The following is a 13,584-nucleotide window of genomic DNA, read 5'->3' on the forward strand; positions in this document are numbered from 1 at the left end:
ACGACTTCCAAACGGCATCAGGCCAGACCTACTCGCACAGAGATTGCCTGTACTCACAGGACGGAGCCAAGCACCAGGTCTATTGTTCGATGATGTGTCCCGCATGAGATGGTCGCCACCTCTGGTGGTTCTTGGCAGGGCCACTCACGAGGTTTGACAGGACAATGAAGGCTCTTCCCGAGAAAATCCTGGACATCATTCAACAGCTTCCAGAAGGTGAGGTTCTGACACCTAGCAGATTCCTGCATCATGGTTCTCGCCATGCTGTGCAGCGAGGACTCTCTCGCCTGGTCGAAGGTGGAAAGCTGTTTCGCGTTGCTCGGGGCATTTATGTTGCCGCAGTCGAAACTCGGTTCGGCGTGCGCCCGCCGGCACCGGAGAAGGTTGTCCACTCGCTGGCTAATGCGCTGGGTGAAGTGCTGGTCGACCACGGGGCTCGTGCCGCGAATAAATTAGGGCTGAGCACACAGGTTCCAGTTCGCTATGTCTTTCTAACCGACGGACGCTCTAGGGAGCTTCAGGTAGGCAAGACCACCGTGTCGATTCGGTATGCGCCTCGATGGTTGATGGCTCTAGGCGCTACTGGAGCGGGGGAAGCCATTCGAGCATTGGATTGGATTGGCGAGGCAAGCGTGGGGTATGCCGTTTTCAAACTTCATAAACTACTACCCGAGAGCGAATGGGGTGATCTGGTGTCAGCTCACCGCTCGTTACCTATCTGGATGGCGAATGCAATCTGCGCTCAGTCGAGTTGCACCCACCCTGTCAAGTTGGGCTAGCGGTTTAGCTGTAGCCTACTTACCGCCAGATCGGCATCATCTGGAATGGGGCAATTCGATGTGAAAGCCCGTGAGGCCGGCGGCTGAGGTGCACCAGATGCGGCCTTTGTGAGCCTCAATGATGGATCGGGTGATGGCAAGTCCGAGCCCGGCGTTGCTCGGGCTTCCCTCCCGCCGAGCGGGGTCGACCCGGTAAAAGCGGTCGAAGAGCTTCTCTAAATGCTCTGAGCTAATTGTGTCCCCTGGGTTCTCGATGCTGAAGGTTGTGGAGTCCGCTGTCTCGCGGATCAAAACCGAAATTGTATGTCCCACCGGCGTGTAGCGCAGTGCATTGGACAGCAAGTTGGAAAGTGCACGATCAAGCATCAGCCGATCTCCCAGCACTTGGCCTGTGCCTGTGAGCGATAGTTCAATGCCATGTTCTTCGGCCAGAAGGTGGTAGTAGTCAAACAGCTTGAAGACTACGTCAGCCAGTTCGATCCTGGCCTGCTCGGGGATGATCAGGCCATTATCAGCCTTGGCCAAGAAAAGCATGTCATCAATCATCCGAGACATGCGCTTCAAGTCCTCCAGGTTGGAGTAGAGATTCTCTTCATAGGCATTGATATCGCGTTTCTTGCTCAGCACCACCTCGGTGTGGGTCATCAGGTTGCTAACGGGCGTGCGTAGCTCGTGGGCAATGTCGGCCGAAAAATTGGAGAGCCTAACGAAGGCATCCTCTAGCCGAGCCAACATCGCATTGAAGGAGAGAACCAGTTGCTGAAGTTCCCGCGGCACTGGTTCGAGAGGGATTCGCTCCTGTAACGAGCGAGCGGACATCCCGGAGGCCACATGAGTGACTTGCCGCAGAGGCCTAAGGCCGCTGCGAGCAACCACCCAGCCGAGTGCGGCACTGAACAGGGCGCTGATGACCAATCCAATCCAAAACCATCGTTGCAGCGTGTCGAAAAAGTGTGTGTGATTGGTGACGTCAAGAATCAGCAACGCAGTGAGCGGCTCAGCCTGATCGGCTACCGAGATTTGCTCCGTCATGCCACGGTACATGTGTTGGCCGTTCTGCCACTCCCACATGCTCTGCTCATTTGCACGTCTGAAACGCTCAGGTACTTCGACTGCTCTGGGGTCGGAAAACAGTACAGAACCGTCACTGGCCAGGATAGTGGCGGCCAGATCCTGATGGGCTCCCAGCAAAGCTCGCAACTGCGGTAATTCTTCCGAAAGGCTCGCTTCACCGCGAGCATTGTTGAGGATATGTTTGGCGGATTCGAGTTTCTCCACCAGGGCCTGCCGATCCAGCATCTTGAAGTGGTGCTGGCTGAGCATATTGAAACTCAGCCCTGCTACCGTCAGGACTGCAATTACCGCGGACATGAACATCAGGCTCATGCGTGCGGTCAGCGAAAGGTGCTTCATATTCACTCCGGAGCATCCATCATGTATCCCATGCCGCGGGCGGTATGAATCAGCTTGAGATCGAAATCGTCATCGATTTTTGCGCGTAGCCGGCGTACCGCAACCTCAATGACATTGGTGTCGCTGTCGAAATTCATGTCCCAAACCTGAGAGGCAATCAGCGACTTCGGGAGCACCTCGCCGCGCCGGCGCAGTAGCAGTTCCAGCAGTGAAAACTCCTTCGCGGTCAGGTCAATTCTTTTCCCGCCACGGATCGCACGCCGCTTCATCAGATCGACTTCCAGATCGGCAATTTTCATGGTGGTCTGCGTCGGCGAACCATTACCTCTGCGCAACAGCGTTCTGACCCTGGCCAGAAGCTCTGAGAAAGCAAATGGCTTGATCAGGTAGTCGTCCGCACCCAGCTCCAACCCTTTAACGCGGTCTTCCACACCATCGCGTGCCGTCAAGAACAGTACGGGGACGTCTTTTCCTGCTGCGCGCAACATGCGCAGCACTTCCCAACCGTCCAGCCCAGGCATCATTACATCCAGAATTAGCAGGTCATAGGCTTCGCTAAGTGCATGCTGAAGGGCATCTGTACCGGTCATAACCCGGTCGACATTGAACCCAGCCTCGGTGAGACCTTGCTGGAGGTACGTACCGGTTTTGGGTTCGTCTTCAGCTACCAGTAGTTTCATGTGTGCAGACTCCAAAAGTCGGGTGGCCTGAGTTTGCAGGCAAACCGCGGCCCCAACCAGAAGCTTACGAAAATGTAATTCTGACTTCAGCTCACTGACAGGGTGGCTTGTCTAGGGTGCAAGCATGAGTACTAGGTTGTGCTCTCGGCCCTCGACAGACCAAAAGCAGAGGTGCCGGCCATAGTTTGCACTGATGGAGACTGCCCATGAAATCGCTGAAACCTTTGCTTCTGGTTGGTTCGCTACTGCTGTCTTCCATGGCTTGGGCCGAAGGGGGCAGCGACCGTGTAGTCGAGCGCATCCAGCAGATGCGCGACAAAGCAGAAGCCGTGCTGATCCAGGCGGAGAAGGCCCCGGTCGGCGAGCGGCATGTGCACATGAAGGAGCATATGAACATGCTCGAAGACATCATGAGCCAGCTGCACAACGAACATCCCGCGCCAAACATGTCTGCCGAAGAGCATCTGGCCTGGATGGAAAAGCATGACAAGCTGGTAGACGACGTGCTGGCTCAAATGATCCGCGAGCACAAGCTAATGATGGCCGACAAAGAGTGCCATCGATAAGGATTTTCCCATCTTCCAGGCCTTCCGTGATTGCTCCTTTGGCCTAGCGGCGCCTTTATGGCGCCGTGCTTTTTCCCAGCTGACGCAATTGTAGTTTTGGGGTCAGCGGCCTGGCAGCAAGCGGGGAATAGCATGAGATTTCCAGCACCCATCTCGAGGTCTCACCATGAAACGCTTACCCCTTAAACTGCTGATCAGCACTCTGTTCATCAGCACCACCTTTCCGGCATTTGCCGAGGTCGGCGGCAGTAGCAATGGCATTGGGCAGCAGGCCCAGGCGACGCCAGCGACTCGTACCATCTTGGTAAAGATGGACGACATCAACTACAGCCAGAAAACGATCGATGTGAAGCCAGGTGAAACCGTGCGCTTCGTTCTGAAGAACGAGGGCGCGTTGATGCACGAGTTCAACATCGGGCAGGCAGCGTCCCAGCTGGAGCACCAGCGCAAGATGGCGTCCTTGTTCAAGGACGGCACACTGACCCCGACCGGCATGGCCGAGCGCATTGTCTGGCATGAGCGTTATGGCACGGGAGACTCCAACCCTCCAGGCTATCCGGAAGTCATCAAAGCCAAGCATGACGACCCGAACGCGGTTCTCGTCGAGCCCGGCACAACCAAAGAGTTCGTGTGGACCTTCCCTAAGGCGGGCAGTTTGAGCTTCGCCTGTACATTGCCTGGGCATTACCAGGCGGGGATGGTCGGTGAGTTTGCTCTGCGTTAGTCCGGCATCGGTGCTACCCGTTGGCCGCGAGCTGGGTAGCACCGATCTGACGAACCTTACTGCGATGTAGTTTTCACGTCAGCGTACCGCCAGCTGCACCTCATTAGCATCGGGACTCATCCCTCCTCAACACCTCAGAGGCACACCATGAAACTCAGACCCGCTTTCATAATCACCACCCTTGGCTTGCTGCTCAGTGCTGCCAATGCGCTGGCCAGCCCGGGCCACAAGAAAGACAGTATTGGGCAACCGGGAGACGGTCAGGCAGTAGATCGCACCATCGAAGTCCGGATGGGGGACATCTTCTTCGAACCCAAAGCAATGGAGATCAAAGCAGGCGAGACAGTTCGCTTCGTCCTGAAAAATGACGGTGCACTGCTACACGAATTCAATCTTGGCAAAGCGGCATCCCATGCCGCGCACCAGAAAGAGATGGCCGCGATGTTTCAGAACGGCACGCTGTCCCCTACAGGTGCACATGACATGAGCAATATGGGCCATGCCATGGGCGGCATGAAGATGGTCGGTATGGAACACGATGACCCCAACAGTGTTCTTGTCGAACCTGGAGCACGCGAAGAGTTGATCTGGACCTTCTCCGCCGCCACCGAACTGGAGTTCGCCTGCAATATTCCAGGACATTATCAGTCGGGAATGGTCGGTAAGGTGACCGTACGCTGACGTTTATTGATACTCGCCAACTCCGTCCAGTCTGAGACACCTATACTGATCCGGCCGCCATTGAAACGAGGCTATTGTCGTGGACCATACCCATCACACCAGTACCACTGAGCCGCCTTTTTGGAAGAGCAAGATTGGCATTGCGCTGATCATGCTGGCCGTAATCGGCATCTTCTATGTAGCGCGTGAGCATTACGGTCATCTTTCGCAGGCCCTGCCGTACCTCATCCTGCTGCTATGCCCGCTGATGCATCTGTTTGGCCACAATCACGGCGGGCACTCCCACTCCAGCAGCACCGCTGTTTCCAAGGACGAAGAAAGGACATAGATCGCATGCAAAAGACCTCCTGCCATCATGACCAGGATCATTCACATAACTCGCACGCCCACTCCGAGAGCCAGCGCGACCCGGTGTGTGGCATGGAGGTCAAACCTGATGGCCCTTATCGCGAGAGCTTTGAAGGGAAGGCCTATCATTTCTGCAGTGCGAAGTGCCTAGAGAAATTCCAAGCAGATCCTCATCAGTACATGAGCCATCAGTCTCATGGGGAGCATCACCAGCACGCGACTCCAGCACCCACATCGACACCTGTAGGTGCTGAATACACCTGCCCGATGCATCCAGAAATCCGTCAACCGGCTCCCGGAAACTGCCCGATCTGCGGGATGACGCTGGAACCTGTCATCCCGGAGCTGGAAGAGGAGGAAAATCCAGAGCTGAAGGACTTCTCGCTGCGGTTCTGGTGGACCCTACCGTTGACCGTCATCGTGACCGTATTGGCGATGGCCGGCCATTCCTTGCAACTGTTTCATGGCACGACCCAGAACTGGGTCGAGCTGGCTCTGGCGACGCCCGTGACGCTATGGGGTGGCTGGGTATTCTTCACCCGCGGCATTGACTCCATCCGCCACCGCAGCCCCAACATGTGGACCCTGATCGGTTTGGGAACGGCCGCTGCCTACCTCTACAGCGTGGCCGCTACCTTGGTTCCGCAGTGGTTTCCGGCGGCTTTTGCCCAGGACGGACGTATCGGCGTCTATTTTGAAGCAGCCGCGGTGATTATCTCACTCACGCTGTTGGGCCAAATGCTCGAACTCAAGGCCCGCTCGCAGACTTCGGCAGCCATCAAGTCACTGCTGAGGCTGGCACCAAAGACTGCGCGTCGCATCAAGCCCGATGGCCAGGAAGAAGATATTCCGCTGACACATGTCCATCAGGGCGACCACCTACGTGTCCGGCCGGGAGAGAAAGTCCCGGTGGACGGTACGGTTCTAGAGGGGGAGAGCGCCGTCGACGAGTCGATGCTTACCGGAGAACCGTTACCCGTGACCAAGCGGGTAGGGGATGCCCTTATCGGTGCCACCCTGAACACCCACGGCAGCCTGGTGATGGAGGCGCAGAAGGTCGGTGCCGAGACCATGCTGTCGCAGATCGTTCAGATGGTGGCCAGAGCCCAACGTTCCAAGGCCCCCATGCAGCGTATGGCTGATGCGGTGGCAGGGTATTTCGTGGTCGGGGTGATCCTGATCGCGATTCTGACCTTCTTCGGCTGGGGGCTATTAGGGCCGGAATCAGGCTGGGTATTTGGCCTGATCAATGCGGTGGCGGTGCTAATCATTGCGTGTCCCTGCGCTCTGGGTCTGGCAACCCCGATGTCCGTCATGGTTGCGACTGGCAAGGCCGCTAGCAGCGGTGTGTTGTTCCGCGATGCCAGCGCCATCGAAAATCTATGCAAGATCGACACGCTCATCGTCGACAAGACTGGAACCCTGACTGAGGGGCGTCCCGTATTTCATAGTGCGGAAGGGACAGGCGGTTACGACTCCAATGAAGTGCTGCGCCTGGCTGCTAGTCTCGACCAGGGTAGTGAGCACCCGCTGGCTCATGCCATCGTCGATCATGCGCGCGGTCAGTGCATTGCACTGGACAAACCGGACACTTTCGAATCTGGCTCGGGTATTGGTGTGCGCGGCCAGGTCGATGACCATCAGCTGCAGCTCGGCAACACCGCACTGATGGACGAGGCGGGCGTCGATATTACCCCGCTGCGCAATCGCGCCGAGCAACTGCGTCTGGAAGGCATCAGCATCATCTATTTGGCCGTTGATGGTCGCCTGGCGGGACTCCTGGCCGTTTCCGATCCGATCAAGCCTACTTCTCAACAGGCTGTCTCCAAGCTTCAAAGCGAAGACGTAAAGGTCATCATGGCCACTGGTGATGGCCTCACCACAGCAAGAGCCGTGGCGAAGCAGCTCGGAATCGAGGAAGTGCATGGTGAGGTCAAACCGCAGGATAAGGAGAAACTGGTCGCCGATTTGCAGGGCTATGGCCGTCGTGTCGCCATGGCGGGTGACGGCATCAACGATGCGCCCGCCCTGGCCAGGTCTGACGTAGGTATCGCCATGGGCACCGGTACCGATGTGGCGATGAACAGCGCCCAAGTGACGCTGGTCAAGGGAGATCTGATGGGCATCCTGCGAGCGCGCACCCTGTCAGTGGCAACCGTGAAAAACATGAGGCAGAACCTCGCCTTTGCGTTCCTCTACAACGCGATGGGAATCCCGCTAGCAGCGGGGCTGCTGTACCCGCTGACGGGGCATCTTCTGTCGCCCTTGATTGCTGCGCTGGCGATGAGTGTCAGCTCGGCGTCGGTGGTCTTCAATGCTCTGAGGTTGAAATCAACGGACATCGGATAGGCTTCCATACCACCGACCAGGTGATTATTCAGAAGCGCATCTGACCGGAAAATGCCGTACGGTAGTTTCCGGTCCGACCTATCTGTCGCAACACATAGTGACGAGGTGACGTTCGATGGACTGTTGCCGCTGCGGGTAGGAGACTGGTCGTCGTTAACCCATGAGGACTCTCCGTGGCCCGCATTCGCAGACTGATTATCAGCAACTTCCGATCTATCCAGGCGCTCGACTGGGTGCCGGCCCCAGGAATTAACTGCCTCATAGGTCCTGGCGATAGTGGAAAGTCCAGCATTCTAGATGCGATTGACCTTTGCGTCGGCGCCCGCCGAGGCGGCACGTTCGGCGACATGGACTTCTTCGCATTAAACGTCGATGTACCCATCACCATCAGCGTGGCGCTTGGCGATCTGCCGTTATCGCTGATGGATATTGATGTCTACGGCGAGTTCTTGCGTGGATTCCATCCCGGTACGGGGGAAGTCGAAGACGAACCGCGAGCGGGGCTGGAGACCGTCATCACCTTGCGTCTGCAAGTTGGTGCCGATTTGGAGCCTGTTTGGACACTTTTCTCCGAGCGCGCGGAGCAGCAGCAACTTGAACGCACTCTTCCCTGGAAAGAACGAGCGGCACTAGCGCCCGCCCGTATCGGCAGCTTTGCGAGCTCGAACCTGTCGTGGAGTCGTGGCTCAGTGCTCAATCGACTTACCGATGAGCGCGCCGAGCTTGGTGCTGAACTGGCGCGCGCCGCTAGGCAAGCAAGAGCGAACTTTGGCAATCAAGCAGCCGAACATCTGACCCAGACGCTTGAGGTCGTGCAACGCACAGCACAGCATCTTGGCGTTTCGGTCGGGGCTATGCCTCAGGCGCTCCTTGACGCACATTCTGTGTCGATTGGCGAGGGGGCGATCGCGCTGCACAGTGAAACAGGTATTCCGCTGCGCTCCCTTGGCACGGGCTCGTCACGCTTGCTAGTGGCAGGGCTTCAAAGGGCTGCGGCCAGCGCCGCGCCAATTGCCCTGGTTGATGAGGTGGAATACGGGCTTGAACCTCATCGGCTCATGCGATTCCTGGACTCGCTGGGTGCAAAGGACGCTGCCGCTCCGTTGCAAGTGTTCATGACGACGCACTCGCCGGTCGCGCTGCGCGAGCTGTCCGGCAGCCAGTTATTCGTTGTTCGGTCAGCACCTCAGCGCCACAGTGTTATGCCAGCTGGGGAAGCCAACGAGGTACAAAGTACCCTTCGGAAGGACCCCGAAGCATTCCTCGCCAAATCCATCATCGTTTGCGAGGGGGCCAGCGAGGTTGGCTTCGCGCGTGGCCTTGACCAATGGTGGGTCAGTCTTGGCGCTACCTCATTCCTGGCCCATGGCGGCGCGTATGTGGACGCCGGCGGGGGAAGCCCCGATAACAGTCTTATCCGGGGAACAGCACTTCTGAACTTGGGTTACCGCGTGATGGTTTTTGTAGATGCCGACAAGCCTTCGACCGCGGGGCTCGCTGAAGCATTCTTGGCCGCCGGCGGGCAAATTCTTACATGGCGACCAGGCCTCACGTTGGAGGACGAGATCTTCCGCCATCTCAGTGAGCAAGCACTCGATGCACTTCTGGCGAAAGCCGAAACAATAGTGGGTGCAGAGCTGATGAACGCACACATTCAGACGAAGTCCCAAGGCCGCGTGACGCTGAACGATATCCGAGCCAAGCGACTCGTGGATGGGTACTCACCTGAGAGACGAGAGCTGCTGGGAACCGCATCCCGTATCCGCAACAGCGGCTGGTTCAAGTCGCTGACAACCTATCAGGAGGTTGCAAGGGACATCGTCGGTCCGTCTTTACAGAACGCCGAACCGGGCTTCATGGCAGTCACGAATCAGCTCTGGACGTTTACAAGTGCCCCCTGAGATTGATCTTTTCGCTATCGAGCGTGGCTCCATAACGGCCCCCGCAGGTTGTGGAAAAACGCAATTGATTGCCGAGACGCTCATCGCGCATACGCAGAGCAAACCCATCCTCGTCTTGACACATACGAACGCCGGCGTTGCGGCCTTACGGGCGCGCCTGAGACGAGCCGGTGTTCCTAACTCCGCATATCGAGTCTCCACCATTGACGGATTCTCGATGCGCCTGATCGCTAAGTTCCCAGCGCGAAGCGGCCATAACCCGCAGATCCTACAGCTGCATCAACCCAATACTGACTACCCGGCAATTCGGGAGGCCGCCATGCAGTTGTTGCAGGCCGGTCACCTCGCTCAGCCCCTTCGCGCCACCTATGCACGGTTGCTTGTCGACGAGTACCAAGACTGCAACGTCGTCCAGCACGCCATCGTGTCTGGTTTGGCCCAGGTGCTTCCGACCTGCGTGCTCGGTGACCCGATGCAAGCCATATTCAGCTTCCGTGGCAATCGACTGGTGCATTGGGCGAATGAGGTGCAACCCCTGTTTCCCGCAGCGGGAGAGTTGAGGATACCGTGGCGCTGGCGGCTGGCTGGAGCTGAGAACCTCGGGCAGTGGCTGCTCGCCATAAGGCAACAACTTCAAGCTGGTCAGCCGGTGGATCTGCGCACGGCTCCAGCAGAAGTGCGTTGGGTGCAGCTAAACGCCGGAACCGAAGTTCAGCAGCGACTGGTGGCCGCGAGAACCGAAGCTCCCAACGCTCAGGGTAGCGTCCTCATCATCGGGGACTCCATCAACGTGCAAGGTCGCCATCAGCTCACGAGCCAGACACCCGGTGCCATGGCCGTAGAAGCCGTCGACCTGAGAGATCTCGTCAACTTCGCCAGGAACTTTGACTTGCAGGGTGCCAATGCTCTGGCACAACTTGTGGAGTTTGCTTCCAGCGTAATGACGGGGGTAGGTGCAGCAAACCTGCGAACGCGCGTGGAGTCGCTGCGTGCAGGAAGGGCCCGAACGCCTCCGACCGCGGCCGAGGCTGCGGCGATCGATTTCGTAGCAGCGCCAACATTGGGGCAAGCGCTCCGTGTGATCGATACGCTCGCTGAGCAGCACGGGGCACGTGTATACCGACCGGAGGTTCTGTACTGCTGCCGGTCTGCAATGCAAGCGGTGGTGGGAGGTGCTGCCGACTTTCTGAGTGCAGCCATTCAAGCGCGAGAGCGCAATAGACACCTTGCCCGACCGATCGCAAGACGCTCTGTAGGCAGCACATTACTTCTCAAGGGGCTGGAGGCGGATGTCTCGGTTGTCCTGCATCCTGAGCTTATGACCCCCCAGAATCTATACGTCGCACTGACGAGGGGCGCAAGGCATGTCGTGGTGTGTTCACCAACCCCCATCCTTACGCCCGTGGTAAACGGCTGATCCTTTTGTAGCGCTTACGGGCTTGACCTTGCCATCGTGTCAAGGTCGATGCTGTCCGTGCGGTAACTTGAGCCGCGGACGAAATGAGGTGAAAGACATGTTTAGTCTGAGTGTTGCGGGGATGGGCTGTGGCAGTTGCGTGAGCAAAATCACGAAGGCCATTCAAGCTCTGGATCAGGATGCACGAGTAGAAGTGGATCGAGCGGCCGGCAAGGTCACCGTTGAGAGCACAGAAAGTGCCGAATCGATCCGCGAACTCATCCAGGAGCTTGGCTATTCGGCCCAGGTCAGCGCTTGAGCGCTGACCTGCTATCCCACTAAATCTCCAGTTCTGAGAGCTCTTTTAGCCCTGGGATACTGGTGACCTCGTTGGTCATACCTTCTGAACCATCTCGGCCGCGAAGCCAGTTTGAGTGATCGCCTGGCTCGCGCATTTCCAGCGTGTCATAGGAGTACCGCTTGCGCTTGAACAGGCTTTTCAATGCAGCGAACTCGTGGCTTTTTTCGTCTTCTATGCCGACGACTTCTCCTGCAAGCCGCTCCCAGTGACCAACGCCGTCGGCCAGCATTGCCTGATAGGTCTCCGGGTCAAGCAAGGCTTGCTGTTTGAAATGAATGATGCGGTGAGTCATAGAAGCGCTCGGAGTGGCCAAAGAGAGAGCGCTAGCCTAAAGGTTCAATAGCTGGCCGCGCTTTAGCAAACCGTCGTTGACCCACAACTTCAACCAGGTCGCGGCTTGCAAGGGAGCTTGCTCGCCATGCGTGGCGCTCAACGACTCGCAGAGTTCAGCGAACGATCCGCCCTCGATGAGAAACTGCAATGCCGAAGCCTCCGCTGGCTCCAGGCTCCGGTACTGGCAGACGAGTTCATGACGCCAAACAAGACAGGCTAGGTTCGTTGGCAGGCGGGTAATATCAGGCAGCAAGCTGCCGGACTTGGCGGCTTTCCACAACTCCAGCGTGTTGTACTGCAGCTGCAACCACCGGGCAGATGCAGTCAGGGAAACCCTGAGTGAAATCCAGTCTTCAGCCGAAAAATCACTCATGGTCTCCAGCGAAAGCGCTTCGACATCCTGAGCGTCGAAGGCCAGTGTAAAGGCCCATTCCAGTTCCGCGAGTTCGCGCATCGGCGATAGTTGGGGTTCTTCGACGTAGCTGCTAATGAACTCGGGCAGCTTCTCGCCCAGCCAGCGAATGCTGAAATGTCGTGGTGGCCAGGCGGCCAAGTAGGCCAGTGCGAGCTGCTCGAATGATTCGTTGCCGATCCAGTGAAGCAGGGCAGGGAAGTCTTCTCGCAAGACCGCAAGCAGGCGCGAACGGTAAGCGTTGTGGTAGATCTGCAGGCCTTCGAGAGCACTCAGCGCTGTGCTACCTCGGATCTGCTCCAAAAGCTCGTTGGAGGGCAGGGCACTGTCACCTGTCAGGTAAGTTTCAAATGCAGTCTGTAGGGCGATCAGGCTCAAGGGGTGGCCCCCGATATCACAGATTTGGCGATAGCACGGGCATGTGCTAATTCGGACAACAGCTCTTCCAGCGGCGGAAACTGGTCATCCCGCTCGATCAAGGTCGATGTCGGGCCCAAGTAGCTCAAAGTCTTGCTGTAGAGAGACCAAACCGGATCAGCGATGGGCTGGTCATGGGTGTCGATGAGGTACTGCCCGTAATCGCTGTGCCCGGCCAGGTGAATTTGCCGAATCCGCTCGTGCGGCAATTCCATGATGAACTGCCAAGGGTCGAAACCCTGGTTGCGCGAACTGACGTAGACGTTGTTCACGTCGAGAAGCAGCTCGCACCCGGTCAGGTAACTGAGCTCCGAGAGGAACTGAGACTCGCTCATGCTGGATGTTGTCCACTGCACGTAGGAGGAAACGTTCTCCAGCACGATGGGACGTTCCAAAACATCCTGCACCAAGCGCACCCGGGCCGCGACATGCAGCAGGCTCTCCTGGGTAAACGGCAGCGGTAGCAGATCGTGAAGTTGATGGGCGTTGCCTCGACTCCAGCACAGGTGATCAGACACCCACTGAGGCTGCACCCGATCCGCCAGCTGCTTGAGCTGTCGTAGGTAGTCTATGTCCAAGGCATGTGAGCCGCCAATCGAAAGAGATACTCCGTGCATCACCAGGGGGTAGTGCTCGCCGATCGCATCAAGGAAGTAGAGAGCCTTGCCGCCCTCCACCAGGTAATTCTCGGAAATGATCTCGAACCAGTCGACCGCAGGCCGTTCCTCCAGGATCTGCCGGTAATACTCGTTACGAAGGCCAAGACCGAAACCCAGAGTTTTGCGCTTACTCATTCGAGACTCCAGCAGGGGAGTGGCATGCACTCCCCTGAACCGCCTTATTCGCTGGTTTTGCCACCGGCTTCGTCACATTTGGTCTGGGTCATCAACTTGAACCCTTGGCCTTTGCATTCGCCTTGGCCTTTGCAGTCGTTTTTCGCGGTCATGCAGTCGTTCTGCCCTTTGCAACCATTGATCCCGAAGCACTTCACTTCTGCTGCTTTGGTTTCCTGAGCAGCCTGGACGGGCAGGGTGGAGAACAGGCTGGCGGCCACCAGAGCCAAGGCGGCACCGGTAGCTACGTTGGATTTGTTCGACATAGTGGCTATCTCTCTTGATTGTTTGATGGTCGCGATCCGTCGGTGCGAATGAACGAGTTAGCTCAGGCATTGCTACCGATCAGGCCCATGGAATCCGCAAGGCTGCGCGGGCAGGAAGACAGTAC

General features: G+C 57.5%; 15 protein-coding genes. 9 read left to right on the forward strand and 6 right to left on the reverse strand.

Features of this window, described 5'->3' with window-relative positions; translation table 11 throughout:
* The first annotated feature begins 164 nt into the window (after window positions 1-164).
* A complete protein-coding gene (locus AC05QJ_RS16995) occupies window positions 165-779 on the forward strand; it encodes a DUF6088 family protein (protein ID WP_004374692.1) in 615 nt (204 codons plus the stop codon).
* 36 nt (window positions 780-815) lie between these two features.
* Here AC05QJ_RS16995 and AC05QJ_RS17000 read toward each other — a convergent pair whose 3' ends face one another.
* Window positions 816-2,192, reverse strand: coding sequence for a heavy metal sensor histidine kinase (locus AC05QJ_RS17000; protein WP_004374690.1), 1,377 nt, complete (start codon window positions 2,190-2,192; stop codon window positions 816-818).
* Between the two features lie 2 nt (window positions 2,193-2,194).
* Entirely contained in the window at window positions 2,195-2,872 is a 678-nt protein-coding gene (locus AC05QJ_RS17005; RefSeq protein WP_004374688.1) for a heavy metal response regulator transcription factor, read from the reverse strand.
* Window positions 2,873-3,078: 206 nt separating this feature from the next.
* On the opposite strand from AC05QJ_RS17005, the gene AC05QJ_RS17010 reads away from it, so the two are divergent.
* The 8 genes from AC05QJ_RS17010 (at window position 3,079) to AC05QJ_RS17045 (ending at window position 11,156) form a co-directional block, all read left to right on the forward strand.
* Window positions 3,079-3,438, forward strand: a complete 360-nt coding sequence (locus tag AC05QJ_RS17010; RefSeq protein ID WP_004374686.1) for a co-regulatory protein PtrA N-terminal domain-containing protein — start codon at window positions 3,079-3,081, stop codon at window positions 3,436-3,438.
* 166 nt (window positions 3,439-3,604) lie between these two features.
* Window positions 3,605-4,162, forward strand: coding sequence for a cupredoxin domain-containing protein (locus AC05QJ_RS17015; RefSeq protein WP_043242880.1), 558 nt, complete (start codon window positions 3,605-3,607; stop codon window positions 4,160-4,162).
* A gap of 147 nt (window positions 4,163-4,309) precedes the next feature.
* Window positions 4,310-4,843 carry a cupredoxin domain-containing protein gene (locus AC05QJ_RS17020; RefSeq protein ID WP_003246762.1) on the forward strand — a complete coding sequence of 178 codons (534 nt, stop codon included), beginning with the start codon at window positions 4,310-4,312 and terminating at the stop codon, window positions 4,841-4,843.
* Between the two features lie 79 nt (window positions 4,844-4,922).
* Complete coding sequence (locus AC05QJ_RS17025; protein WP_003246761.1) at window positions 4,923-5,171, forward strand: DUF2933 domain-containing protein; 249 nt, start codon at window positions 4,923-4,925, stop codon at window positions 5,169-5,171.
* A 5-nt stretch (window positions 5,172-5,176) separates the two neighbouring features.
* Window positions 5,177-7,540 carry a heavy metal translocating P-type ATPase gene (locus AC05QJ_RS17030; protein WP_476742481.1) on the forward strand — a complete coding sequence of 788 codons (2,364 nt, stop codon included), beginning with the start codon at window positions 5,177-5,179 and terminating at the stop codon, window positions 7,538-7,540.
* Window positions 7,541-7,713: 173 nt separating this feature from the next.
* Window positions 7,714-9,441 (forward strand): ATP-dependent nuclease, encoded by a 1,728-nt coding sequence (locus AC05QJ_RS17035; RefSeq protein WP_004374677.1) that lies wholly within the window; start codon window positions 7,714-7,716, stop codon window positions 9,439-9,441.
* A complete protein-coding gene (locus AC05QJ_RS17040; RefSeq protein ID WP_033725463.1) occupies window positions 9,431-10,858 on the forward strand; it encodes a UvrD-helicase domain-containing protein in 1,428 nt (475 codons plus the stop codon). The genes AC05QJ_RS17035 and AC05QJ_RS17040 overlap by 11 nt, the downstream gene beginning before the upstream one ends.
* 97 nt (window positions 10,859-10,955) lie before the next feature.
* Window positions 10,956-11,156, forward strand: a complete 201-nt coding sequence (locus tag AC05QJ_RS17045; RefSeq protein ID WP_003246756.1) for a heavy-metal-associated domain-containing protein — start codon at window positions 10,956-10,958, stop codon at window positions 11,154-11,156.
* A gap of 19 nt (window positions 11,157-11,175) precedes the next feature.
* On the opposite strand, the gene AC05QJ_RS17050 is transcribed toward AC05QJ_RS17045, so the two are convergent.
* Genes AC05QJ_RS17050 through bufA2 form a run of 4 tightly spaced genes read right to left on the reverse strand, consistent with a single transcriptional unit; the run spans window position 11,176 to window position 13,459 of the window.
* Entirely contained in the window at window positions 11,176-11,490 is a 315-nt protein-coding gene (locus AC05QJ_RS17050) for a hypothetical protein (protein WP_004374672.1), read from the reverse strand.
* Between the two features lie 36 nt (window positions 11,491-11,526).
* Window positions 11,527-12,321: an HvfC/BufC N-terminal domain-containing protein gene (locus AC05QJ_RS17055; protein WP_004374666.1), complete on the reverse strand. Its 795-nt coding sequence runs from the start codon at window positions 12,319-12,321 to the stop codon at window positions 11,527-11,529.
* A complete protein-coding gene (bufB, locus tag AC05QJ_RS17060) occupies window positions 12,318-13,154 on the reverse strand; it encodes an MNIO family bufferin maturase (protein WP_004374664.1) in 837 nt (278 codons plus the stop codon). The genes AC05QJ_RS17055 and bufB overlap by 4 nt, the downstream gene beginning before the upstream one ends.
* Window positions 13,155-13,198: 44 nt before the next feature.
* The gene (gene bufA2, locus AC05QJ_RS17065) at window positions 13,199-13,459 is read right to left on the reverse strand and encodes a BufA2 family periplasmic bufferin-type metallophore (protein WP_003460126.1); all 261 of its coding nucleotides are present in this window, start codon (window positions 13,457-13,459) and stop codon (window positions 13,199-13,201) included.
* Window positions 13,460-13,584 lie beyond the last annotated feature (125 nt).

It is taken from the genome of Pseudomonas sp. TUM25319, from assembly GCF_056388475.1.

Bases quoted from the DNA above. Each gene is read 5' to 3' on its own strand.
- AC05QJ_RS16995 (WP_004374692.1), top strand. From the start codon at position 165: ATGAAGGCTCTTCCCGAGAAAATCCTGGACATCATTCAACAGCTTCCA.
- AC05QJ_RS17000 (WP_004374690.1), bottom strand. From the start codon at position 2,192: ATGAAGCACCTTTCGCTGACCGCACGCATGAGCCTGATGTTCATGTCC.
- AC05QJ_RS17005 (WP_004374688.1), bottom strand. From the start codon at position 2,872: ATGAAACTACTGGTAGCTGAAGACGAACCCAAAACCGGTACGTACCTC.
- AC05QJ_RS17010 (WP_004374686.1), top strand. From the start codon at position 3,079: ATGAAATCGCTGAAACCTTTGCTTCTGGTTGGTTCGCTACTGCTGTCT.
- AC05QJ_RS17015 (WP_043242880.1), top strand. From the start codon at position 3,605: ATGAAACGCTTACCCCTTAAACTGCTGATCAGCACTCTGTTCATCAGC.
- AC05QJ_RS17020 (WP_003246762.1), top strand. From the start codon at position 4,310: ATGAAACTCAGACCCGCTTTCATAATCACCACCCTTGGCTTGCTGCTC.
- AC05QJ_RS17030 (WP_476742481.1), top strand. From the start codon at position 5,177: ATGCAAAAGACCTCCTGCCATCATGACCAGGATCATTCACATAACTCG.
- AC05QJ_RS17045 (WP_003246756.1), top strand. From the start codon at position 10,956: ATGTTTAGTCTGAGTGTTGCGGGGATGGGCTGTGGCAGTTGCGTGAGC.
- AC05QJ_RS17050 (WP_004374672.1), bottom strand. From the start codon at position 11,490: ATGACTCACCGCATCATTCATTTCAAACAGCAAGCCTTGCTTGACCCG.
- bufB (WP_004374664.1), bottom strand. From the start codon at position 13,154: ATGAGTAAGCGCAAAACTCTGGGTTTCGGTCTTGGCCTTCGTAACGAG.
- bufA2 (WP_003460126.1), bottom strand. From the start codon at position 13,459: ATGTCGAACAAATCCAACGTAGCTACCGGTGCCGCCTTGGCTCTGGTG.